The sequence below is a fragment of the Streptomyces sp. 3MP-14 genome, from assembly GCF_006334905.2.
GTDB lineage: Bacteria > Actinomycetota > Actinomycetes > Streptomycetales > Streptomycetaceae > Streptomyces > Streptomyces triticirhizae.
This window is the reverse complement of record NZ_VDLZ02000017.1, coordinates 119,597-141,756: the sequence shown is the minus strand read 5'-3', so window position 1 is coordinate 141,756 and position 22,160 is coordinate 119,597. Positions and strand designations below refer to the sequence as shown.

The window sequence follows — 22,160 nt, the reverse complement described above, 5'->3', positions numbered from 1 at the left end:
CCCCGGAAGATCGCGACGCGTACGGGCTCCAGACCCCCGCGACGCTGCCAGGGCGATTCAGTCGGCCGTGGCATCCGCCGCGAGGAGACGGCGGACCTGGACCACGTAGAGGATCCCTGCCCACCAGTAGAGCGCTGTACCCCAGGCGGCGAACGCCCATCCGAAAATAGCAGCGAGTGATGCCACAAGGCCACTTGAGTCACTGAGCAGCAGGAGGGGGAAGGCGTACATCAGATTGAAGGTGGCGGCCTTGCCCAGGAAGTTGACCTGCGGCGGGGCGTAGCCGTGGCGGTCCAGCAGCCAGACCATGACGAGCAGCATCAGCTCCCTGGCCAGCAGCAGGGCGGTCAGCCAGAGCGGGAGGATCTCGCGCCAGGTGAGGCCGACCAGGGTGGAGAGGATGTAGAGCCGGTCGGCCGCCGGGTCCAGCACGCGGCCGAGGGCGCTGATCTGGTTCCAGCGGCGGGCGAGCTTGCCGTCGAGGTAGTCGCTGACGCCGCTGAGGGCGAGGACCAGCAGGGCCCAGCCGTCCATCTTGGGGCCGTCGAAGACCGGGGAGAGCACCAGCCAGAGGAAGAGCGGGACGCCCAGCAGGCGGGCCATGCTCAGCACGTTGGGGATGGTCCAGATCCGGTCCGTCTGAACCCGTGTCTCCTGGACCTCCACGCGGAAGCCTCCCCCGTCGCACCGTGCCGTCGCCAACGCGCCTTGACCTTACCCGGCGGACCGGGGCGGGAGGACGGCGGGGACGGTGGGGACGCGCCGGGTGTCCTGCGGCGTTTGACGGCGGGTCGGCTGCGCCGTGCGGCGCCGGGGGGCGTGGTGCGACGACAATGGCGCGGGTGAGGCCGGCGCGCCCGCCTGTGTGGCCCCGGGCCGGGGTCGGCGCGGGCGGGGGCGCCGGTGGACGCTGGTAGGCAGCCGACGCGAGGCGGGTGGATCGGGCGTGACGGAGACCAGACTGCTGGGAGTCGGGGTCAGCCACGGTGTGGCGATCGGGCAGGTGCGGCACATGGGCACCACCGTGCTGGAGCCGCCGCCCCGGCGGATCACTCCGCAGGACGGGCCCAGGGAGCTGGCCAGGACGCGGCGTGCGGTGCGGGCGGTGGCCGCCGACCTGCGGGCGCGGGGCACGTTGGCCGGCGGCGAGGCGCAGACCGTGCTGGAGGCGCAGGCGCTGATGGCGGAGGACCCGGAGCTGCTGGCGGACGCGGAGCGGCGGATCAGCGTGGGCAGCAGCGCGGAGCGGGCGGTCTATGACGCGTTGGCCGCGTACCGGGCGCTGCTGGCCGGCGCCGGGGAGTATCTGGCGGGGCGGGTGGCAGACCTGGACGACGTGCGCAACCGGATCATCGCCCGGCTGATGGGGCTGCCGACGCCGGGGGTGCCGGACAGCGACGAGCCCTATGTGCTGATCGCGCGTGATCTGGCGCCGGCGGACACGGCGTTGCTCGACACCTCGCTGGTGTTGGGCTTCCTGACGGAGGAGGGCGGGCCGACGAGCCACAGCGCGATCCTGGCGCGGGCGTTGGGGGTGCCGGCGGTGGTGGCCGTGCCGGGGGCCGGGGAGATCGCCTCGGGGACGCTGGTGGCGGTGGACGGCTCGACCGGCGAGGTCGTCGTCGAGCCGGGCGAGGAGCTGCGGGAGCGGCTGGCGGAGGCGGCGGAGCGGCGGCGGGCTGCCGTCTCCCGGGCGAAGGGTCCTGGGGCGACCTCGGACGGGCATCGGGTGCCGCTGCTGGCGAACATCGGGGGGCCGGCGGACGTGCCGGCGGCGGTGGCGGCGGGCGCGGAGGGGGTGGGGCTGTTCCGCACGGAGCTGCTCTTCCTCTCGGGTGGGGAGCGGCCGCCGGAGGTGCGGGAGCAGGCGCGGGTGTACCGCGAGGTGTTGGAGGCGTTTCCCGAGGGGCGGGTGGTGGTGCGGGTGTTGGACGCGGGGGCGGACAAGCCGCTGGCGTTTCTCTCCTCGGGGGCGACGGAGCCCAATCCGGCGCTGGGCGTGCGGGGGCTGCGGGCGCTGCTGGAGCATCCCGAGGTGTTGCAGTCCCAGCTGGCGGCGTTGGGCGAGGCAGCGGCCGGACTGCCGGTGCATCTGGAGGTGATGGCGCCGATGGTGGCGGACCGGGCGGACGCCAGGGCGTTCGCCGACGCCTGTCGGACGGCGGGGCTGCCGGCGACTCCCGGGGTGATGGTGGAGATCCCGGCGGCGGCGCTGCGCGCCCGGGCGCTGTTGCAGGAGGTGGAGTTCCTCTCGCTGGGGACGAACGACCTGGCGCAGTACGCGTTCGCGGCCGACCGGCAGGTGGGGGCGGTCTCCCGCTGGCAGGACCCGTGGCAGCCGGCGCTGTTGGACCTGGTGGCGCTGACGGCGGAGGGGGCGGCGGCCGAGGGGAAGAGCTGCGGGGTGTGCGGGGAGGCGGCGGCCGATCCGGTGTTGGCCTGTGTGCTGACGGGCCTGGGGGTGACCAGCCTGTCGATGGGGGCGGCGGCCATCCCACAGGTGCGGGCGACGCTGGCGCGGCACACGCTGGCGCAGTGCCGGCGGGCGGCCGCCGCCGCGCGGGCCGCCGAGGGGGCGAACGGCGCGCGGGCGGCGGCGCACGGGGTGCTCTCCGGGGAGTGAGCCCGGGGCGCTGGCGCTCATGCGCCGGGGCAGTCGCCGGCGGGCGGGCGTGGGGCCGGGCGGTAGCGGACGCCGTGCTCGGGTGGCAGCGGCTCGCCCGTGGTGGGGTCCGTGCAGTAGGCGGCGAACACCTCGGCCTCCCCGAGCGGGACCAGCCGGCCGCCGGCCAGCCGCCAGCCGCGCACCTCCTGCCGGGGCGTGGCGCCGGGCGGCGCTTCGGCACCGGAGCGCAGCACCAGGCCGCCGGCGGCGCCGGCGGCGAGGGCGACGGCCAGCACCGTGCAGAACACGGCGGCCTGCCGCTCGGGCGGCCCCGGCGGCCGGCTTGAGCGCGGCGGCTCCACCGGCAGGTTGGCGCTGAGCGGGGCGTCGGGCAGCAGCACGCTGCACACCAGGTGGTGGTCGCCAGGACCGGCCCACTCCAGGAGCCAGCTCAGCAGGCGGGCGGCGCGGGCGAAGGCGCAGCGCCGCTGCGGGGCGCCGCAGCGGGCGCAGCGCCCGGCCTCGGCCAGCAGGCGGCTGCCCCGCTCCCAGGTGTACCGGGGATGGTCGGCCGGGGCGGGCGCCGCCCAGGGAGCGCGCGCTCCCGGCGGCCCGGCGGGCGCGGGGCCGCGCCGCGACCGCGCGCCCCCCGGGCCACGCCGCCAGCCGCCGGGCCGGCGGCTCCCGCCGCGCCGGCGACGGCGGCCGCGCCGCCGCTCGCCCTCCGATCCCTCGGGCCCTCCGAAGCCCTCGAACCACCGCATGACGCCCACCTCCACGGTCGAACAACCATTTGGTCACCCACCGTAGCGGCCGTCACTGACAGTTGATCTCTCGTGGGCGAGCCGGGCGAGGAAGCGCAGCAGTTCCGGGTCGTCCACGGCGCCCAGGTTGGCCGCCCGGTCCAGCTCGACGCCCTGGAAGAGCCGCTTGACCGGCACCTCAAGGCGCTTGCCGGTGCGGGTGTGCGGCACGCCGGGGATCTGGAGGATCTCGTCCGGCAGATGGCGCGGCGACAGCCGTTCGCGGATGGTCGCGGCGATCCGCCCGCGCAGCGCGTCGTCCAGCACCGCGCCGTCGGCCAGGGCGACGAACAGCGGCATCCAGTAGCCGCCGTCGGGCCGTTCCACGCCGATCACCAGGGACTCGCGGATCTCGGGCAGCAGCTCGACGGCCTCGTAGATGTCGGCCGAACCCATGCGCACGCCCTGCCGGTTGAGCGTGGAGTCGGAGCGGCCGTGGATGATCACCCCGCCGTGCGAGGTGTGGGTGATCCAGTCGCCGTGCCGCCAGACGCCCGGGTACATGTCGAAGTAGCTCTCGCGGTACCGGCTGCCGTCGGGGTCGTTCCAGAACGAGACGGGCATCGAGGGCATCGGGGTGCCGACGACCAGCTCGCCCACCTCGTCGATCAGCGGGGTGCCGTCGGCGTCCCAGGCCGCCAGGTCGGTGCCGAGGCAGGGCGCCTGAAGCTCCCCGAGATACACGGGCAGGGTCGGAACGCCGCCGGCGAAGCAGCTGCACACGTCGGTGCCGCCGCTGACCGAGGCGATCCACAGGTCGGCGCCGGCCTCCTCGTGCAGCCAGCGGAACCCGTCGGGCGGCAGCGGCGAGCCGGTGGTGGCGACGCAGCGGGTCGCCGACAGGTCCAGGTCGCGCGCGGGGTGCACGTCCTTCTTGGCGCAGGCGGTGACATAGGCGGCCGAGGTGCCGAAGACGGTGGCCCGGACGCGTTCGGCCACCCGCCACTGGATGTCGGGCGTGGGCTGGGCCGGGGCGCCGTCGTAGAGCACCGCCGTGGTGCCGGTGAGCAGGCTGGAGGCGAGGAAGTTCCACATCATCCAACCGGTCGAGGTGTACCAGAACAGCCGGTCGCCGGGGCCGAGGTCGAGGTGCAGGCCCAGCTGCTTGAGGTGCTCCAGCAGGATGCCGCCCTGGGACTGGACGATCGCCTTGGGCAGGCCCGTGGTGCCCGAGGAGTACAGCACCCACAGCGGGTGGTCGAACGGGACCCGCGCGAAGACCGGTTCGGTCGGGTCGGCGGTGGCCTCGTCCCAGCTCACCGCGGTCTCGGGCGGGGCGGTGCCGAGCAGCGGAACGTGCACGACGGCGCGCAGCGTGGGCAGCCCGGCGCGCAGCTCGGCGACGGTGTCGGCGCGCGGGTGCTCCCGGCCGGCGAAGCGGTAGCCGTCGACCGCGAACAGCACGGTGGGCTCGACCTGTTGGAAGCGGTCCAGCACGGCGCGCGCGCCGAAGTCGGGGGCGCACGAGGTCCACACCGCGCCCACCGCCGCGCTGGCGAGCAGCGCCACCACGGCCTCGGGGACGTTGGGGAGGTAGCCGCACACCCGGTCGCCTGGGCGCACGCCCTGCGCGCGCAGCCAGGCGGCGAGCGCCCCGACCGTGCCCCGGAGTTCGGCCCAGGAGATCGGGCGCGGCGTCAGGTCCTCGCCCAGGGCCAGCAGCGCCGGCCGCTCGGCCGCGTCGGCGTCGGCGTCGGTGCCGGCGTCGGCGTCGGCGTCGGTGCCGGCGTCCGTTGGGGCCGGGCCGCGCAGCGCGTGCTCCGCGTAGTTGAGGGTGGCACCGGGGAACCAGCGGGCGCCCGGCATCCTCGGGTCGGGCAGCACGGCCGTGGGCTCGGCGGCGAACCGCACGTCGAAGAACTCGGTGACGGCCCGCCAGAACGCCTCCAGGTCGGTGACCGACCAGCGGTGCAGCGCCGCGTAGTCGGCCTCCGGGTCGTCGCCCCCGGGCGGCGGCGCGCCGTGGCGCTCGGCCGCGACGGCGTGGAAGCGGGTGATCCGGGCGGCGGCGACCCGCGCGGGGTCGGGCCGCCACAGCGGCTGGTCGGTGCGGTCTTCGATGCTCATGGGCGGCTCCGGTAAGCGACGGCACTGGCGCTGGGTACCGGGACGATCTCAGTTCGGCCCGGTGGGCACCAGTGTGGCGGGCACCCGAATGCCCGGCCAACGCCCCCGCCGGGTTTCCGGCCGACCGGCGCCCTGGTAGGCGTGGGGGGTGGGCTTCCTCCGACGGCCGGCCCGCGTGGTGACGGCCGGGTTGGCGGCCGGGGTGCTGGCCGCCCTGGCGGGATCGGTCGCGCCGGCGCGCGCGCCGGAGGAGACGGAGCGCGCGCCGGCGGGCTTCGCGGCGCTGCGCGCGGTGGCGCCCGGGATCGACCAGGACATCAGGTACGCCGGCGACCACAACTTTGTGGGCGAGCGGATCGACGGCTACGAGGAGCCCGAGTGCCTGCTGGCCGAGGAGACCGCGCGCGCCCTGGCCCGGGTCGAACGCGACCTGGCGCGGGACGGCCTCGGCCTGCGGGTCTTCGACTGCTACCGGCCGCAGCGCGCCGTCGACCACTTCCTGCGCTGGGCGGAGGAGCCCGGGGCGGACGAGCGGCGGGCGGAATTCTATCCCAGGGTGCCCAAGGACCGGCTCTTCGACGAGGGTTACCTCGCCGAGCGCTCCGGGCACAGCCGGGGCGGCACGGTGGACCTGACGCTGGTGGACGACGAGGGGCGGGCGGTCGACATGGGCACCGGCTTCGACTTCTTCGACCCCGCCTCGCACCCCGACTCCCCCGAGCCCGACGCCGACCAGCGGCGGGCCAGGGAACGGCTGCGCTCCGCGATGGCCGCGCGGGGCTTCACGCCGATCGACACCGAGTGGTGGCACTTCACCCACGACGAGGAGCCGTTCCCCGACCGGCACTTCGACTTCCCCGTGGAGCGCGCCGCGCTGCGCGAGGAGTAGCCGGGCCCACCGCCCGCCGCGCGGCGGGCGGGCTCGGGTCAGCCGTAGAGCGCGAGGCGGTGGAACGCGGCCAGGGCCTCGTCGATGGGGTGGGGTTGGGGGCGGCCGGCGGCGTCGAGCCGGTTCCAGCGTTGCAGGTTCACCGCGACGGCCAGCTGCCGGGCGCCGTCGGCGCGGGTCATGGCCAGCGTTCCGCCGCCCCAGACCGTGCCGCCGTGGCCCCAGAACGTGTCCCGCCCGGGCTCCCTGGTCGGGTGCAGGCCGTGGCCGTACTCGATGGTCCCGCCCTCCTGGGAGACGACGGGCGCGGTGCGCCGCATCTGCTCCAGCGAGGACGGGGCGACGATCTCGCCGGCCGTCAGCAGGGCGAAGAAGCGGTTGAGGTCGGCGACGGTGGAGACCAGCGCGGCGGCCGGGCCGACCCAGGACATGTCGAAGACGCTGTAGTCGCGCGGCGGGTCGAGCTTGCCGAACCACGCCTCGTAGAGCCGCGCGTGCGGGCCTTCGACGGTCGGGTCGGTGGGGAACGCGGTGTCCTTCAGGCCGGCGGGCTCGATGACGTTCCGGGTGACGCACTGCTCGGCGGTGGTGCCGGTGACGTGGGCGAGGAGTTCGCCGAGCAGCAGGTAGTTGGTGTTGGAATAGACCCCGGGGGTGCCGCCGGGGGTGCCGACGGCGGGCGCCGAGACGCCCAGGGCGATGAGTTCGGTCGCGTGGAAGCGGGTGAACCGGTGCTCGTCCAGGCTCTCCGGCCCGGTGTCGGCGATGACGGGGAACGCCTTGAGCGAGGGGTAGGCGTAGGGCAGGTACTCGGCGAGGCCGCTGGTGTGGTTGAGCAGCATCCGCACGGTGATGGCCCGGCCGCGCTCGCCGGGCACGAGGCTCGGCAGGTAGCGGCCGATCGGCGCGTCCAGGTCGATGTGGCCGCGCTCGGCCTGTTGGAACACGGCGGCGGCGGTGAAGGTCTTGGTGACGCTGCCGACGCGGTGCCGCAGGTCGGGGGTGACGGGGCGGCCGGTGGCGAGGTCGGCCACGCCGGCGGCGCCGCGCCAGGTCCACTCGCCGTCGCGGACCTCGGCGAACAGGCCGGGTATGCCGGCGCGTTGGACGTTCTCCAGGGCGGCGGTCAGCTTCTCGGGATCGAGCGAGGAAGTCATGCCCCTCATTATGCACGCGGTGCGTGCAACGCCAAGTGCACAGGAATGCGCATGGGCTAGGCTGAGCCGCCGGCTAGGACGGGGAGACGACGAGAGGTGCGTGGGATGACGGGCCGCAGGCGTTGGTCGACGGAGGAGATCCTGGACACGGCGGCCGAGCTGCTGCGCACGGGCGACGTCGAGTCGTTCAGCGTGCGGCGGCTGGCGCAGGTCCTGGGGACCGACTCCTCCAGCCTCTACCGGCACTTCCGCAGCAAGACGGAGCTGCTGCGGGCGGTCGCCGACCGGGTCCTCGCGGCGGCCCTGGAGGGCCACCGGGCCGAGGGCGACTGGAAGCAGCGCATCACGGCGCTGGCGCTGCGGGTGCGCGGGGCCTTCGGCCAGCAGCCCCAACTCGCCACGGTCTGGGGGCGTTACGCGTCGGGCGGCGTCGGCTCCCGGCGGGTCCTTGAGGAGGTCCTCCAGGCCCTGCGGGCCTCCGGGCTGCCGGACGAGGAGATCCCCGCCCGCTACCACCGGCTCGCGGTGCTCCTCGCGGCGCTGGTCGCCTCCGAGGCCGGGATCGCCGCGGGCACGGCCCGGGAGCACGAGCAGGGCATGGAGCACTTCCGCGTCGCGGTGCTGGGCGCCGACCCCGAACAGTTCCCCGCGCTGGCCCACTTCGCTCGGGACATCCGCCCGCTCGGCGCCGAGCGCGACGCCGCGTTCGAGGAGATCCTGGCCGCGCATCTCGCGGGGATCGAGGCCGCGATCCCCCGCGCGTAGCCCGCGCCCGCGCGGTGCACGAGATGCCGGGCGCGCGTCGGCCGCGCGGGGCGCGACGGTGACGGCGGCGTCCCGGAGCCACCCCCGTCGGTCCCGGAAGCCGCCGTCACGTGTATTCGGACGCCGCTCACGCGACCTTGGTTCGCCTGGTCCCCCGCTTTGTCACCCGTTCGCGACATTCCGCGCCGGGCGCCGTCGGAGCCGGTGCCGGGGCGGCCTCGGGTCGGGCCCGGGAGCGCGGTCGACGGCCGCCGTCAGGGGCGGCGCGGCGGGGTCGCGAGCAGCGGGCCCAACCGCTTGACGAGCAGGGCCATCTCGTAGGCCACCTGCCCCACCTCGGCCTCCGCCTCGGTGAGCACCGCCAGGGCGCTGCCCGAGCCGGCCGCCGTCACCAGCAGGAACGCGTCGTCCAGCTCGACGAGCGTCTGCCGCGCGGTGCCGGTGTCGAAGTGCTGGCCCACGCCGCGCGCCAGGCTGTGGAACCCGGAGGCCACGGCGGCCAGTTGTTCGCTGTCGACCCGCCCTAGGGCGCGGGAGGTGCCTCGGGCCAGGCCGTCGGCGGTCAGGAGCAGGGCGTGGCGGATGCCGGGGACCCGCTCGACCAGCTCGTCGAGCAGCGGATCGACGGACTCGGCCGCCGGCGGGCCCTTCCGCGCGGCGGGGCCGGGGGTCGTCGGCTCGGGTTCGGTCATGCGTCCTGCCTTCGGGGTCTGGCGCCTACTGCTTCACGGGTTCGAGGAATTCGGGGAGGGCGAGGGGTCGGGCGCGTGCGCGGGGGGCGCGGGCTGGGGCGCGTGCGCGGGGTTTCCCTGGTGCGGGTCCTGTGGGGCCTCGTCGCGCGCCGGCTCCTCGGTCTGCTCCCGGCCGCGCCGCCAACCGCGTTGCAGCGCGGCCAACTTGCTGCGCAGCTCCTCCGCGTCCAGGTCGGGCACCGGCTCAGGCTCGGGGTGGCCGGCGGGGCCGGCGGCGGCCGCGCGCTCGGGCGCCGGGGCCGAGCGGCGCACGCGCCGGGGCAGGCCGGCGCCGGTCAGGCCCTCGCCCTGGCCGGCGGCGCGGTCCGGCTCGCCGGCGCCGGGCGGCGCGCCCCGCTCGGGCGGCCGGCCGACCGGCCGCCCGTGGTCGGCGACCAGGACGGGCGCGCTCCTGGGCCGGCCGGGGCCCGCCGGCTCGCTGGGGGCGGCGCGCTCGGCGCCGTGCTCGGCCGGGTGTTCCGCGGTGTGTTCGGTACTGCGCTCGGCGCCGCGCTCGGCCGCGTGCCTGCCGGTGGCGGGCCGGCCCGTCGCGCCGTCGCCGGAGCGGGAGTTGGCACCGACCGAGGCCGTCAGCTCGACCGGCCCGTCCACCGGCCCGTCGAGCAGCGCGGGCCGCTCGCGCGCCGGGATCAGCCGCTCCCGGACGGGCGGCGGCTCGGCGGCCTCGGAGAGCAGTTCGCCCGGGATCAGGGTGACGGCGGTGGTGCCGCCGTAGGGCGACTCCCGCAGCGCGACCCTGATGTGGTGCCGCTCGGCCAGCCTGGCCACCACGAACAGCCCGATCCGGTCGGTGTCGGACAGCTGGAACTCGGTGATCTCGGCGAGCCGTCGGTTGGCGTCCCGCAGCGCCTCGGCGGTCATGCCCAGGCCCCGGTCGTGGATCTCCAGGGTGACGCCGTGCGGCACCCGTTCGCCCGAGACCTGCACGGCGGTGTGCGGCGGCGAGAACACCGTGGCGTTCTCCAGGAGTTCGGCGATCAGCTGGATCAGGTCGGCGACGGCACCGCCGGCGACGACGAACGGCGGGAGGCGGCGGATCTCGACGCGTTCGAAGTCCTCGATCTCGTCGACGGCGGCGCGCACCACCTCGGTCAGGTGCTCGGGCTTGCGCCACTGGCGGGCGGGCGCGGCGCCGGAGAGGATGACCAGGCCCTCGGCGTGCCGCCGCATCCGGGTGCTGAGGTGGTCCAGGCGGACCAGGTCGACCCGGGCCTCGCTGTCCTGGCTGCGCTGTTCCATGGTTTCCAGCAGCTGGAGTTGGCGGTGCAGCAGCACCTGGTTGCGGCGGGCCAGGTTGACGAAGACCTCGGAGACCCCGCGCCGGGTGTAGGAACGCTCCACGGCCGCCGAAGTGGCTTCCCGTTGCAGGGTGTTGAGGGCCCGTCCGATCTGGCCGAACTCGTCGTCCCCGTACTCCAGGCGGGGCGCCTCCGTCTCGACGTCCACATGCTCGCCGGCCTCCAGGCGGCGGGTGACGCCGGGCAGCCGCACCTCGGCCGCGTCCCTGGCCTCCCGCGTCAGGTCCGTGAGGTCCCGGGTGAGGGAACGGCCGCCGCGCAGCGTGAACCAGGCGGCGCCGGCCACCAGGGCCACGCCCAGCCCGCCGGCCAGCACCGCCCGCAGGACGAGCGGGCCGTGGGAGGAGTCCAGCCGGTCGTCGAGCCGGCCGTCGGCGTCGGCGAACAGGACGCCGGTGCCCTCCAGCACGTCGAAGGTGGACTGCTCCCAGTGGTCGGTCGGCAGGGTGCCGGTGGCGGTGACGACCTGCTGCTCGGCCTCGGCGAGGATGCGCGCGGTGCCGCTGTCCCAGAAGCTCTCGTGCGCCTGCCGGTCCTCCAGCGGCAGGTCGGGCACGGCCTGCGCGTACACCGCCTCGCGGCGGGCGATCAGCTCGGTGAGGGCGCGCCGTTCGGTGTCGGTGCTGCGGCCGGTGCCCAACACGCCGGCCACCAGGGCGTCTTCCTGGGATATGTACTCGCGGGCCTGGGCCAGGCCGGCGATCGCGCTGGAGTGCCGCTGGTCGCCGGCGTCGGCGGCGGGCGGGAGCGCGGCGCGGAACCGCAGGGCGGCCGCCGTCAGGTCGCTGTAGGCGTCGAGCGCGCCGGAGAGCGGGATGGTGTTGCTGTCGGTCTGGCCGCGCAGCCGGTCGAGTTCGCCGAGCGTCCTGCGCAGCGTCGTCAGCCGGCTGTCGGCGGCGCCGGTCAGCCCGTCCGCGCCGTCGACGGCCCGCCACAGCCGGCGCAGCGCGGCGTCGGTCTCGACCCTGGCCTCGTCCAACGCCGCCAACGCGTCGGCGCGACGGGGGTCGGCGAGGTAGACGACGGCGGTGCGGCGTTCGCGTTGCAGGGCGGCTATGGCCTCCTCGGCGGGGGCGGTCAGCCGCCCGGCGACGGAGGCGGAGCCGCTGGCGGAGAACGCCTCGCTCACGGTGAGCACGGCGGTGAACGTCCAGACCGCCAGCAGGGCGAGGAGCGGGACCAACACCAGCGCCCAGATTCTGCGTTGGACCGTCATACCGCGAACGCGCATACCCTCCCCTTGCTCTGCCCGGGCCGCTCCCCCGCGCGACGGCTGCCGCCGTGTCGCCAGCGCGAGCCTACTACCGGGCCCGGCGCCCGACCCGGTAACCGTCCGGTAATCATGGGAGTTGACACTCGGTGGGCGCCTCATCCTGGTCCGTGCCGGGCGGGCGCGCAAGGCGTTCTACCATGGAGCGCGAGGACATATCCGCGCATCTCACCGTGCAGGGAGCGAGAGCGGCGTGTATGCGAGACCCCGACTTCCGGACCCGGTGCGCGCCGCCGCCGTGCGGGCGGTGATCATCATCGCGCTGACGCTCAGTCAGCTGATGGTGGTGCTGCTCGGGCTGTTGGCCGGCGCCTGGCTGGTGCTGCCGATGGCCATATCGACGATCGTGAGCGCCGTCGTGGCGACCTGGGCCGTGTTGGACATCTGGATCACCTCGCAGTCCTGGAAGCAGCGGAACGGGGTGGTCTCCGTGCCGAGCAGCGTGGCCAGGGCGAACGCCAGGGCCCGGCGCGCGGAGCGCCGGGCGGCCAGGAAGGCGGCGCGGCGTCAGGGCCGGGCCGCCGGCGCCGGTCCCGGTTCGGGCTCGGGGGCGGGCCCGGGGACGGGCGCCGGCGATCCCGACGGCGCGGAGGGCTGGGACGTGTTGGGCCTGCGGTAGACGCGGGTCGCGGTGACCTCGCCGTGCACCGGCTCGGCGCCGTCCTCGAGGCGGGGCAGGCCGGGGCGCAGATGCTCCTCGACGCTGATGTACTTCAGACCAGCGCGCAGGTCGGCGTCGTTGCGCAGCCGGATGACCAGCGGGAACTCGGCCAGCGCCGTGGTGTCGAACAGGCCGGTGGTGTAGAGGAGTTGGACGCCCAGCGCGTCGGCGACGGCGCGTTGCAGCTCCAGCAGGTAGGTGGCGTTGGCCCGGCCGATGGGGTTGTCCAGGAAGAGGGTGCCGGCGTGCCGGTGTCCCTCGCGGCCCCGGTCGTTGCCGCGCAGCGCGGCCATGGTGCAGTACAGGGCGATGGCGGCGGTCAGCAGCTGGCCGCCGGAGAAGACGTCTCCCATCTGGCCGACGGGGACCCGCTCGGCGCGCAGCACCGCGTCCGGCTTGAGGATCTCCACCCGCACCCCGCGCGGCCGCAGCGCCGCGTGCGTCCCGCGCAGCAGCAGGGAGATCCCGTCCCTGCGCAGGTCGGTGTTCTTCCGGACGGCGGCGCGGGTGACCTCGTCGACGACCTCGCCCAGCCGCTCGGTGAGCGTGGCCTGGTCGGGCTCGTCGAAGCGGATGCGCAGGAACTCCTGCCCTGACCACTCCCCCAGGCCCTCGGGCAGCCGGGAGAGCCGCTGGGCGGAGCGGAGGGTGGCCAGCGCGGACTCCACCAGGCCGCGCAGCCGGTCCACGATGCCGTCGCGGTTCCGCTCCAGCTGGGTCAACTCGTCGCCCAGCACGCGCAGTCGGGGCGCGAACGCCTCGGCCCAGGCGGCGGCGTGGGCGGGCAGGGCCGCGCCGGGCAGCTCCCTGATCTGGGCGCGGGCCGGGGTGCGGACCTGCTCGAAGCGGCTGGCGTTGGCGTGCCGGACGAGTTGGTCGCAGGCGTCGCGGACGGCGGACTCGGCGGCGGCCAGCCCGGAGCCGGCGGCGCGCAGGGCGCGGCGCGCGTCGCCGACGGCGGCCCTGGCCTCCTCGATGGCGCTCGGGTAGGGCTCGGGCGGGGCCGGCGGGGTCTCCGACTCGTCGGTGGGGTCGCGGAGTTGGTCGCGCAGCTGGGCGGCGATCTCGGCGAAGCCGTCGGCGGCGCGCACGGCCTCGGCGTGCTGCTCGGCGAGCCGGCGGTGGGCCGCCTCGGCCTCGGCGAGGGCCTCCTCGCGGGCGGCCAGCTCCGCCTCGGCGGCGCGCAGCAGCTCGGCGGCGCGGGGCGCGTCGGCGGGGACCCGGTCGGCGGGCAGCTCGATATGGGCGCCGCCGTCGGCCGGGGCGAGCCGCTCGGCCTCGCCGCGCAGCCGGCCGAGCCGTTCGCTGGCGGCTACCGAGCGGCCCTCCAACGCCTGGACGTGGGCCTCGGCGCGCTCGGCGGCGGCGCGGCGGGAGGGGCCGTCGGCGCCGTCGGGGCCGTCGAGGAGGCGGGCGGCGCGGGTGCGGACCTTGTTGCTCAGCCGGTCGAGCGCGGCGCGGGCGGCGGACTCGTCGCCCTCGGCGCGGGCCTGCTCGGCACGCAGGTCGGCGCCGACGCCGACCTTCTCGTAGAGGCGGGAGGCCGAGCGGTACGCCTCGCGGAGCGCGGGCAGCGAGGCGGCGTCGGCACCCTGCCGTGCGGGCCGCGCCCGGTCGCCCGACTCGTCCCGGGCGTCGTTGCCCTGGGCGTCGGCGGCCTGGTCGGCGCCCGGCTCGGCGCCCGGCCCTTCGTGGGCGTCTTCGGCCGGCGCGTCGTGGGTGTCGTCCGGGTCGTCGTCCGGTGTGTCGGGGGCGCCGGAGACCTCGGCGCGTTCGGCGCGGAGGGCGTGGGCGGTGCGGCGGGCGTCGTCGGCGGCGCGCTGGGCGGCGCGGCGGTCCTCGTCGGCGTCCTGGGCGGCGGCCAGCAGCTCGGCCGCCCGGGCCTCGGCCTCGGCGGCGTCGGCCGCCAACTCCCGCACCCGGGACTGCCATCGGCCGCGCTCCCGCAGCCGGGAGGCGAGGCCGGCCAGGGCGTCGGCGGAGCGGCGGGCGCGCTGGGCGGTCTCCTGGCGTTCGTCCCTGGCGGCGGTGGCCTCGGCGGCGCGCTCGGCGGCCTCCTCTGCGGCGGCGAACAGCGCGGCCAGCCGCGCCTCGGCCTCGGCGGCGGCCGTCGCCGTGCGCTCGGCGTTGGCGGCCAGCTCGCCGAGCCGGCCGGCGGGGCAGCCGGCGCGCCAGGACGCGAGGCGGGCGGCGAGGGAGCGGTCGTGGGTGACGCGGGCGGCCAACGTCCTGATGTCGGCGTCCCGTTCGCCGGCGCGGGCGCGCAGCGCCTGGCGCTCGTCGTCGGCGGCGCGCTCGTCGTGCATGGCCGGGTTGGGCGGCACGAGGAAGATGCCGCTGTCGGTGCCGCCGGGCGGCGGGGTGGGGGCGAGCAGCGCGGCGGCGGTGCCGACGGCGACGGCGGAACGCGGCAGCAGCGCCGCGTCGGCCAGGACCTCCCGGGCGCGGGCGTGGCTGTGCTGGTCGGTGATGACGACGCCGTCGACCAGCTCGGGGCGGGCGGCGAGCACGGCGGCGTGGTCGGCCGGGTCGACGGCCTGGGCGAGATAGCGCCAGCCGGGCAGCGCGGGGATGCCGTGCTCGCCCAGGTACTCGACGGTGGCGAGCACGTCGGGGCCCGGCGGCAGCAGCCCGCCGTCGCCCAGGGCGGCGAGGATGCGGGCGTCGTCGGCGGCCTCGGTGCGCAGCGCGAACAGCCGGCGCTCGGTCGACTCCAGGGAATCGTCGAGGAGTTGGGCCAGGCTCTCGGCGTTGCCGTCCAGTTCGGCGACGGTCAGGGCATCCGCGACGCCGAGCAGCTCGGCGAGCCTGGGCTCGGCGGCCAGCGCGCCGGCGGTGGCGCGTTCGGCCGTCAGCGCGGCCTCGGCGGCCTGGGCCGCGTCGGCGGCGCGGGCGGCGGCCAGCTCGGCCGACGCCCGCTCGGCGGCCAGCTCCCCGGCGCGGGCTGCGGCGCCGGCGGCGGCCTCGCGGGCCGTCTCGAAGGCGGCGACGGCGGCGCGTTCGGCGTCGGCGGCGGCGAGCGCGGCGCGGGCCGGGTCGGCGCCCGGGCCGTCGGCGAGCCAGCCGGCGGCGACCGCCTCAGCCGTCTCCTGCTCGACCTCGGCGAGCCGCTGGCCGAGGTGTTCGGCCTCGCTGCGGGCGCGTTGGGCCTCGGTGGCGGCGGCGGTGGCGTCCCGGTGGGCGGTCTCGGCGGCGCGCAGCAGGGCGGCGGAGCGCTCCTCGTGCTCGGCGGCGGTGCGTTCGCCGCGCCGCGCGGCGGTGCCCAGGGCGCGGACCAGCGCGGCGGCGGCCCGGGAGCGGGCGGCCAACGCGGGGGCCGCGTCCCGTTCGGCCTCCTGGATGGCGGCGGCGACCCGCGCCGCGCGGTCGGCGGCGGCGCGGTGCTGGAGAACGGTCTCCGCGGCCTGCCAGGCGGCCTGCTGGGTGCGGGCCTCGGTCAGCTCGCGGCGCTGCGCCGTGGCCGCCTGCTCGGCTGCGGCCAGCGCCAACGAGGCGTGCCGGTAGGCGAGTTCGGCGGCGGTGCGGGCGGCGGTGGCGCGGCCGTGCTCGGCGGCCGCGACGGCCTCGGCGCCGCTCGCGGCGCCCTCGGCCAGCTCGGCGGCCAGGCCGCGCTCGCGCTCGGCCCTGGCGTCCAGCCGGCGGGTCAGCCCCCGGGCGCGGTGCTCGGCGGCGGTGTGCACGGAGCGGGCGGCCTCCCGTTCGCCGGCGGCCTCGGTGACGCGCTGGAGCAGTTCGACGGAGCCGGCGGTGAAGTCGCGTTCGGCGGTCAGCTCGGCGCGGCGGCCGAGCTTGTCGGCGAAGCCGTGCACCAGGTCGGCGAGGCCGTCGGTGTCCCTGGGGTCGGTGACGGCGCGCAGCAGCAGGTCGGTGAAGTCCGCGTCGTTCTTCACCGCGAACAGGCCGGCCGCCTCGCCCTCGTCGGCGTTCATCTCCCGCTGGTAGCGGAAGAGTTCGGGGTCGAGGCCGAGCCTGCCCAGGTGTTCGATCCAGCGCTCGTGGACCTCCTCCCAGACCACGTCGAGGTTGGGGTAGGCCCTGCCGGTCTCGGTGAGGACGTCGCGGAAGCCCTTCATGGTGCGGCGGCGGCCGCGCGCCCCCGAGGTGCCGTCGCCGGTGTCGGGGCGGCGCAGGGCGGTGGACTCGGCGACGGGCAACGAGTCCAGGCTCATCCCGGGGCCCGGGCGGAACGAGTACCACGCCTCGGCGAACTTCCGCGGGTCGTTGGAGACCTGGCGGCCGCGCCACTCGCTGACCTTGCCGACGACGACGGTCTCGCCGGTGCGGGTGTGCTGCCACTCCAGGGCGACGTGGCCGCAGTCGTCGGCGAGGAGGAACTTGCGCAGCACGCCGGAGCTGGCGCCGCCCAGGGTGTTGCGGTGGCCGGGCAGCATCACCGAGAAGATCAGCTTGAGCAGCACGGACTTGCCGCCGCCGTTCTCCAGGAAGAGGACCCCGGCGGGGGCGGGGCGCAGCGGCGGGCCGGTGGGCTCGTCCTCGAAGAAGTCCGCCTGGGCCGGGGCCGGTTCGGGGACGGGCGCGCCGACGCCACGCAGGTCGAGCACGGTGTCGGCGTAGCGGGCACCGGCTGGGCCGATGGAGTAGAGGCGGACCCGGGACAGCTCGTACATGGCGGGGACTCTCGTGCGTTCCTGTGGTGGCGTTGGTCGGGGGTAACGGGGCGGGGCGGGGGCTAGCGGTGGAAGGGGAGGCCGGCGCCGTCGGCGAGGTCGGCGGCTTCGGGGTCGCCGGGCAGCAGGGTGCCGGTGCCGTCGCTGACCGGGACCAGGCCCAGCTCGGTCAGCTCGGACAGCGCGGCGGTGGCGGCCAGTTCGCGGACCTGGAGCTGGTAGCGCGGGGTGGTGCGGTAGGTGCCGCCCTGGTCGTCGCCGACGCGGTGCAGGAAGCCGGAGTCGGCGAGGAAGGCGACGGCCTTGCCGACGATGCCGGTCGTCGAACCGGCCAGCCGGCGGGCGTCCTTGGTGGCGCCGGTGGAGCTGCGGCGGGCGTAGACCCGCCAGGCGGCTTCGAGGCCCGGCTCGTCGCTGGCCGGGTCGGTGTTCTCGCCGCGCTCGGCGGCGCGTTCGGCGAGCCGTTGGCAGGCGTGGCGGACGAACGCCTCCACGCCGTTGACGGAGATCCGGCCCAGGTAGTCGTCGTCGGCGAGGTCGGCTGGGCGGGGGAACGCGAGGGCGGCGACGGCGAGATGGGCCAGGCCGTGCAGGAAGCGGTCGGCGGTGTCGGCGGTGGTGCGGCGGGCGTACTCGCCCAGGCGGACGGCGAAGACGGAGTCCTCGGCGGCGGCGACGGCCATCCCGGCGCGCGGCGAGACCTCCAGCACGACCAGGCCGAGCCCGCCGGCGACGGCGTCGGCGACCCGGGCGAACGCGGGCTCCTCCTGGTAGCGGCGGAGCAGCGCGGCGTAGTCCGGGTCCCTGGCGGGCGGCAGCTTGGGCGTCAGGCCGAAGGAGACGAGCCGGGCGGCGTCGGCGGCGTCGGCCGGGGTGAGGGCGGTGGGGCCGGTCTGGGCGGGCGAGGCGGGGGCGGGGATGGTCATGGGGTGGTCTCCGTGCGTGCGGCGGCCATGCCGGCCGCGTCGAGCAGGGCGGTGCCGACGACGAGGTCGGCGCCGCCGAAGTCCTGGTCGTTGAGCGGGGTGCCGTCGTCCACGGCGAACAGCAGCCGCCGTTCGCCCTGGCGGTAGGCGGTGCCGACCGGAGGGCTGGCGGCGTGCGCGGCCAACAGGGCGATGAGGTGGGGTAGTTCGGGGTCGCGGGCGCGGGCGTCGGCGAGCAGCCCGGAGAGCCGGCGTGGCGCGTCGGGCGGCAGCCGCAGCAGCTCCATGGCGGCCTCCAGCTGGGCCTCGCTGAACCGGCTGTCGTCGGGCGTGGCCACCAGGTCGGGCTCGGGCAGCTCGGCGCCCAGGTGTTCGCGGGGCGCGGGCGGGGTCAGCAGCTGCTCGACCAGGTCGGCGAGGCGGACGGCGCCGGGCGGGCGGGGCCCGGTGCCCCGGGCGAAGTAGGCGTCGGTGACGCGGGTGGCCTCGGCGACCGGCCTCGGCAGGAGTGGGCCGAGCAGCTGCCCGTACAGGTCGACGCCGGCGCGGGCGGCGGGGGTGGCGAACGCCTGCCGGTCCTGCTCGGCGCGGAAGAGCGGGCCGGCCTCCAGCAGCCGGGACTGGAGCTGGGTGTGGCGGCGGATGCAGTCCCGGACGATGTCCACCAACTCGGCGGCGCGCAGCTTGTGTTCGGGGTCGACGGCCTCGTCCCTGGCGTGCCGGATGTGGGTGAGGATGGCGTTCTCGTGGCGGTAGCGGTCGGCGATGTGGTCCAGTGCCTCGTCCACCATGTCGGGCACGGCGCGCAGCCAGTCCACGGCGCGGACGTCGCGCCGGGTGGTCTCCAGGGTGCGGCGGAGGGTCTCCGCGTACTGGACGGTGCGGTAGCGGGCCTGTTCGGCGGCGAGTTGGGCGTCGGCGAGGCGGCCCCTGTTGATGAGGACCTCCAGCTTGACCTCGGCGGCGATCTGGGCGCTGGTGACGTCGGTGTCGAGGGCGCCGACCAGGACGTTGACCGCCTCGTCCGTGGTGCGCAGGTAGACCCCGCCGCCGGGGCCCTGGACCTCCTCGATCAGCTTGAAGTCGTAGTCCCTGCGGGTGTATTCGCCGTCCGCGCCGAAGGTGCCGTAGACGGCGCGGAAGCCCCGGTCCACGCTGCCGACGTTGATCAGGTTGTCCAGCACCCAGCGGGCGACGCGGCCGTGTTCGGCGGCGGGGCGGGTGGGGGCCTGGGCGGCGATCCTGGGCAGCAGGCGGGCGATGACGTCCTCGTGCTCGGCGCCGGTGTCGAAGTCCATGCTGAGGGTGACCAGGTCGATCGCGGCGAGCGCCACCTCGGCCATCGCGTAACGGGCGTACTCGCCGGCCAGGTTGGCCTTGCGGACGTCGAGGTCGTGCAGCGGGGCGGTGCAGGCCAGGGCGCGCAGCCGGCGGGCCAGGCCCTCGTCGGCGGCGGGCCCGGGGGCGGGCCGGGACGCGGCCGGCGGGGCCTGCGGCGCCTGCGGGGCTGGCCGGGCGGCGGTGCTGCCGTTCGGTGATGGTGCGGTCACGAGGCACACCCTAGGCGGTGCCACCGACAACGCTCGATTCGGCACGGATGCGGCTGTTGTCCCCGGCGGGCGCGCGGGGCCTCAACGGGGGCCGCACGCCGGGGTCTTGCGATCGGCCGTGGGGGCTCAGCCGAGGGGCTGTTCGGTCCAGATGGTCTTGCCGGTGGCGGTGTAGCGGCTGCCCCAGCGGTGGGCGAGTTGGGCGACGAGGAACAGGCCCCGGCCGCCCTCGTCGGTCGGCCGGGCCCGGCGCAGGTGCGGCTGGGTCTCGCTGGGGTCGGAGACCTCGCAGATCAGCACCTCGTCGCGGATCAGGCGCACGCCGACGGGGCCGCCGGCGTAGCGGATGGCGTTGGTGATCAGCTCGCTGATGATGAGTTCGGTGGGGAACGCGTTCTCGGCGAGGTCCCACTCGCGCAGCTTGCCGAGGACGAGGTCGCGGGCGCGGCCGACGACGGAGGGCTCGGCGGGCAGCTGCCAGTCGGCGGTGGCGTCGGGCGGCAGCGGGCGCACCCGGGCGACGAGCAGCGCGATGTCGTTGGCGGGCGCCCGTTCGGGCAGCAGCCGGTCGAGGACGGCGCGTCCGGCGTCGGCCGGGGAACGGTCGCTGGCCGCCGCGCGGGTCATCTGGGCGCGCAGCTCGGCCATCCGGTCGGCGCTCGCGTCCTGTTGGCCGGGCTCGGCGTCGCCGGACGCGGAGCGTTGCGGGTGTTCGGCGACCAACTCCTCGCTGAAGAACGCCATGACGCTCTCCGGGCCCACCCGCTGCGAGAACGTCTCGAACGGCGCGCCGCCCACGCCGAGCGCCGGGCCCGGCTTCATGGGCATCGCCTCGGCCGACTCGCCGGGCTGGGCCACGACGGGCGGCGTCCGGCCGGCGCTGGCCAGGGTGCACTCGCCGCTGACCGGGTCGTAGACGCAGTACAGGCAGGTGGCGCCGATCGCGCCGCCCTGGCCGTCCTCCTCGGCCGAGGCGAACTCGGCCAGCCGGATGGCCAGGTCGTCCAGCCGGGTCATCAACTCGTCCGGGGCGAGGTCCATGTCGGCCAGCGTCTGCACGGCGGTGCGCAGCCGGCCCATGGTGGCGGTGGCGTTGAGGCCGTGGCCGGCGACGTCCCCGATGACGAACGCGACCCGCGCGGAGGAGAGCGGGATCACGTCGTACCAGCTGCCGCCGATGCCGGCGGTGGTCTCGGCCGGCACGTAGTGGCCGGCGGTGCTGGCGGCGGTGACCTCGAAGTCGGGGGGCGGCAGCAAGCTGCGCTGGAGGGTCTCCAGGGTGTGGTGTTCGCGGGTGTAGCGGCGGGCGTTGTCGAGGCTGAGCGCGGCGCGGGAGCCGACCTCCTCGGCGAGGTCGGCGTCGGCCTCGCTGAACGGGGCGCGGTCCGGCGAGCGCCACAGCGCGAGCGTGCCCAGCACCTGGCCCCTGGCGCGCAGCGGCACCACCATCAGCGAGCCGGGTGAACGGGGCAGCAGCAGCGGGGCGGTGCTGTGGGTCGACGGCGGCTCCTCGTCGGCGCCGAGGGTGTGCAGGGCGGCGGCCGCCTGGTTGCGGATGGCCTGGCCGCCGGGCGAGCCGGCGTCGGGTGGCATCTCGATGCGGAAGGTGGCGCCCAGCGGCTGCACCTCGTCGGGCCAGCGCCCGTGGGCCTCGGCGGTCGCGACGCGTCTGACCCGGTCGCGGGACAGCGCCTCAGGGCCGGGCTCGTCGCCGCTGAGGACCCGTTCGCCCAGGTCGACGGCGGCCAGGTCGGCGAAGTCGGGGACCAGCACCCGGGCCAGCTCCTCCGCGTTGCGGGTGACGTCGAGGGAGGGGCCGATCCGCTGCGCCGCCCGGTGCAGCAGGGCCAGCCGCAGCCGGGTCTGGTGCTCCTCGGTGACGTCGGTGTAGACGCTCATCACGCCGAGGAGTTCGCCCTGCGAGTTGTTGAGGCGCAGCGAGGTGACCGACAGCTTCTGCTCCTGCTCCGGGGAGCCGACGCGGCGGTAGGTGTGTTCCCAGTTGATCAACGGCTCCCCGGTGGCGGCGACGCGGGACAGCCGGTCGCCGACGGCCCTGGCGTCGCCGGGGTCCATGATCTCGTCGAGGGTCACGGGCAGGCCGTGGTGCAGGCCGAGCCGTTCGTTCCGGGTGGCCCAGTCGTTGGGGTCGGCGTTCATCCGGGTGACGGCCAACTCCTCGTTGTGGATGGCGAGCCCGACCTGCTGCTGTGAGAAGAGCGCCCTGACCAGCGAGCGGTCCTCCTCCTGCCGGCGGGCGGCGGCCGCCTCGGTGAGCGCGACCAGGCGGCGGACGGGGTGGCCGATGAGGGTGGGGAAGATGTCGAGCTGGGCCTCGACGCGGCCGCCTTCGCGGCGCGCGACGGTGACCGGCCAGCGGCCGACGGCGCCGTCCACCACGGCCGCGCGCGCCTCGGCGTCGGGGATCAGGTCGGCCAGCGGGGTGCCGGGCAGCTCCTCGGCCGGCACGCCGGTCAGCCACTCCGAGGCCGGGGTCACGGCCAGGACCACACAGTCCCCGCCGAGGTCGCCGCCGACGCCGTCGTGGACGTCGCCGACCTCCAGCAACACCACCGGTTCGCCGGACGGACCGCCCGGGTCACCGGGTGTCGGGATCGCGCACACGTTCCTCCCTCGGTCCGCCGGACGCAGCCCTTCCGTCTCACTGTCGCGGACCGTGACCCGCCCGGCGACTTCTCCGCGCCGGCCGGGGATGCGGGACTGCTCCGTTGGGAGTGCAATGGAGGAGCGGAACCGGACCACCCGACCGGAACCGGGAGGAGGCGGCG

At 76.3% G+C, this 22,160-nt stretch carries 14 protein-coding genes; 4 read left to right on the top strand and 10 right to left on the bottom strand.

The annotated features are described in order from the left end of the window. Positions 1-57 precede the first annotated feature (57 nt). The gene (locus FH609_RS25530) at positions 58-666 is read right to left on the bottom strand and encodes a CDP-alcohol phosphatidyltransferase family protein (RefSeq protein ID WP_139671960.1); all 609 of its coding nucleotides are present in this window, start codon (positions 664-666) and stop codon (positions 58-60) included. A gap of 280 nt (positions 667-946) precedes the next feature. Between FH609_RS25530 and ptsP the strand changes: the two genes are divergently transcribed. Further along, entirely contained in the window at positions 947-2,623 is a 1,677-nt protein-coding gene (gene ptsP / locus FH609_RS25525; RefSeq protein ID WP_139671957.1) for a phosphoenolpyruvate--protein phosphotransferase, read from the top strand. Positions 2,624-2,640: 17 nt separating this feature from the next. Here the strand turns inward: ptsP and FH609_RS31260 are convergent, their stop codons facing one another. Together FH609_RS31260 and FH609_RS25510 are read right to left on the bottom strand one after the other, a co-directional pair. After that, positions 2,641-3,369 (bottom strand): hypothetical protein, encoded by a 729-nt coding sequence (locus FH609_RS31260; RefSeq protein ID WP_193318042.1) that lies wholly within the window; start codon positions 3,367-3,369, stop codon positions 2,641-2,643. A 33-nt stretch (positions 3,370-3,402) separates the two neighbouring features. After that, positions 3,403-5,475, bottom strand: coding sequence for an acetoacetate--CoA ligase (locus FH609_RS25510; protein WP_139671951.1), 2,073 nt, complete (start codon positions 5,473-5,475; stop codon positions 3,403-3,405). A 148-nt stretch (positions 5,476-5,623) separates the two neighbouring features. Between FH609_RS25510 and FH609_RS25505 the strand changes: the two genes are divergently transcribed. Next, on the top strand, positions 5,624-6,364 hold the full coding sequence (locus FH609_RS25505; RefSeq protein WP_139671948.1) for a M15 family metallopeptidase: 741 nt from the start codon (positions 5,624-5,626) through the stop codon (positions 6,362-6,364). Between the two features lie 38 nt (positions 6,365-6,402). On the opposite strand, the gene FH609_RS25500 is transcribed toward FH609_RS25505, so the two are convergent. Then, positions 6,403-7,521 carry a serine hydrolase domain-containing protein gene (locus tag FH609_RS25500; protein WP_139671945.1) on the bottom strand — a complete coding sequence of 373 codons (1,119 nt, stop codon included), beginning with the start codon at positions 7,519-7,521 and terminating at the stop codon, positions 6,403-6,405. 105 nt (positions 7,522-7,626) lie between these two features. On the opposite strand from FH609_RS25500, the gene FH609_RS25495 reads away from it, so the two are divergent. Continuing rightward, positions 7,627-8,286: a TetR/AcrR family transcriptional regulator gene (locus FH609_RS25495; RefSeq protein ID WP_139671942.1), complete on the top strand. Its 660-nt coding sequence runs from the start codon at positions 7,627-7,629 to the stop codon at positions 8,284-8,286. A gap of 254 nt (positions 8,287-8,540) precedes the next feature. On the opposite strand, the gene FH609_RS25490 is transcribed toward FH609_RS25495, so the two are convergent. Further along, entirely contained in the window at positions 8,541-8,978 is a 438-nt protein-coding gene (locus FH609_RS25490; protein ID WP_139671939.1) for a roadblock/LC7 domain-containing protein, read from the bottom strand. Between the two features lie 33 nt (positions 8,979-9,011). Continuing rightward, positions 9,012-11,567, bottom strand: a complete 2,556-nt coding sequence (locus FH609_RS25485; protein WP_139671936.1) for a nitrate- and nitrite sensing domain-containing protein — start codon at positions 11,565-11,567, stop codon at positions 9,012-9,014. A gap of 232 nt (positions 11,568-11,799) precedes the next feature. On the opposite strand from FH609_RS25485, the gene FH609_RS25480 reads away from it, so the two are divergent. Then, on the top strand, positions 11,800-12,225 hold the full coding sequence (locus FH609_RS25480) for a hypothetical protein (RefSeq protein WP_193318041.1): 426 nt from the start codon (positions 11,800-11,802) through the stop codon (positions 12,223-12,225). Here the strand turns inward: FH609_RS25480 and FH609_RS25475 are convergent. The 4 genes from FH609_RS25475 to FH609_RS25460 all read right to left on the bottom strand — a co-directional run bounded on the left by FH609_RS25475 (position 12,114) and on the right by FH609_RS25460 (position 21,996). Beyond that, positions 12,114-16,895: a hypothetical protein gene (locus FH609_RS25475; protein WP_139671932.1), complete on the bottom strand. Its 4,782-nt coding sequence runs from the start codon at positions 16,893-16,895 to the stop codon at positions 12,114-12,116. The two genes, FH609_RS25480 and FH609_RS25475, sit on opposite strands and share 112 nt — an antisense overlap. 62 nt (positions 16,896-16,957) lie before the next feature. Further along, a complete protein-coding gene (locus FH609_RS25470) occupies positions 16,958-17,821 on the bottom strand; it encodes a hypothetical protein (protein ID WP_139671929.1) in 864 nt (287 codons plus the stop codon). Then, on the bottom strand, positions 17,818-19,371 hold the full coding sequence (locus tag FH609_RS25465; RefSeq protein ID WP_226961944.1) for a hypothetical protein: 1,554 nt from the start codon (positions 19,369-19,371) through the stop codon (positions 17,818-17,820). The genes FH609_RS25470 and FH609_RS25465 overlap by 4 nt, the downstream gene beginning before the upstream one ends. Positions 19,372-19,497: 126 nt before the next feature. Further along, positions 19,498-21,996 carry a SpoIIE family protein phosphatase gene (locus tag FH609_RS25460; RefSeq protein WP_139671922.1) on the bottom strand — a complete coding sequence of 833 codons (2,499 nt, stop codon included), beginning with the start codon at positions 21,994-21,996 and terminating at the stop codon, positions 19,498-19,500. Positions 21,997-22,160: the final 164 nt, after the last annotated feature.

Excerpts from the sequence above, each read along its gene's own strand:
- FH609_RS25490 (WP_139671939.1), bottom strand. The coding sequence starts at position 8,978 with ATGACCGAACCCGAGCCGACGACCCCCGGCCCCGCCGCGCGGAAGGGC.
- FH609_RS25485 (WP_139671936.1), bottom strand. The coding sequence starts at position 11,567 with ATGCGCGTTCGCGGTATGACGGTCCAACGCAGAATCTGGGCGCTGGTG.
- FH609_RS25510 (WP_139671951.1), bottom strand. The coding sequence starts at position 5,475 with ATGAGCATCGAAGACCGCACCGACCAGCCGCTGTGGCGGCCCGACCCC.
- FH609_RS31260 (WP_193318042.1), bottom strand. The coding sequence starts at position 3,369 with ATGCGGTGGTTCGAGGGCTTCGGAGGGCCCGAGGGATCGGAGGGCGAG.
- FH609_RS25470 (WP_139671929.1), bottom strand. The coding sequence starts at position 17,821 with ATGACCATCCCCGCCCCCGCCTCGCCCGCCCAGACCGGCCCCACCGCC.
- FH609_RS25500 (WP_139671945.1), bottom strand. The coding sequence starts at position 7,521 with ATGACTTCCTCGCTCGATCCCGAGAAGCTGACCGCCGCCCTGGAGAAC.
- FH609_RS25495 (WP_139671942.1), top strand. The coding sequence starts at position 7,627 with ATGACGGGCCGCAGGCGTTGGTCGACGGAGGAGATCCTGGACACGGCG.
- FH609_RS25475 (WP_139671932.1), bottom strand. The coding sequence starts at position 16,895 with ATGTACGAGCTGTCCCGGGTCCGCCTCTACTCCATCGGCCCAGCCGGT.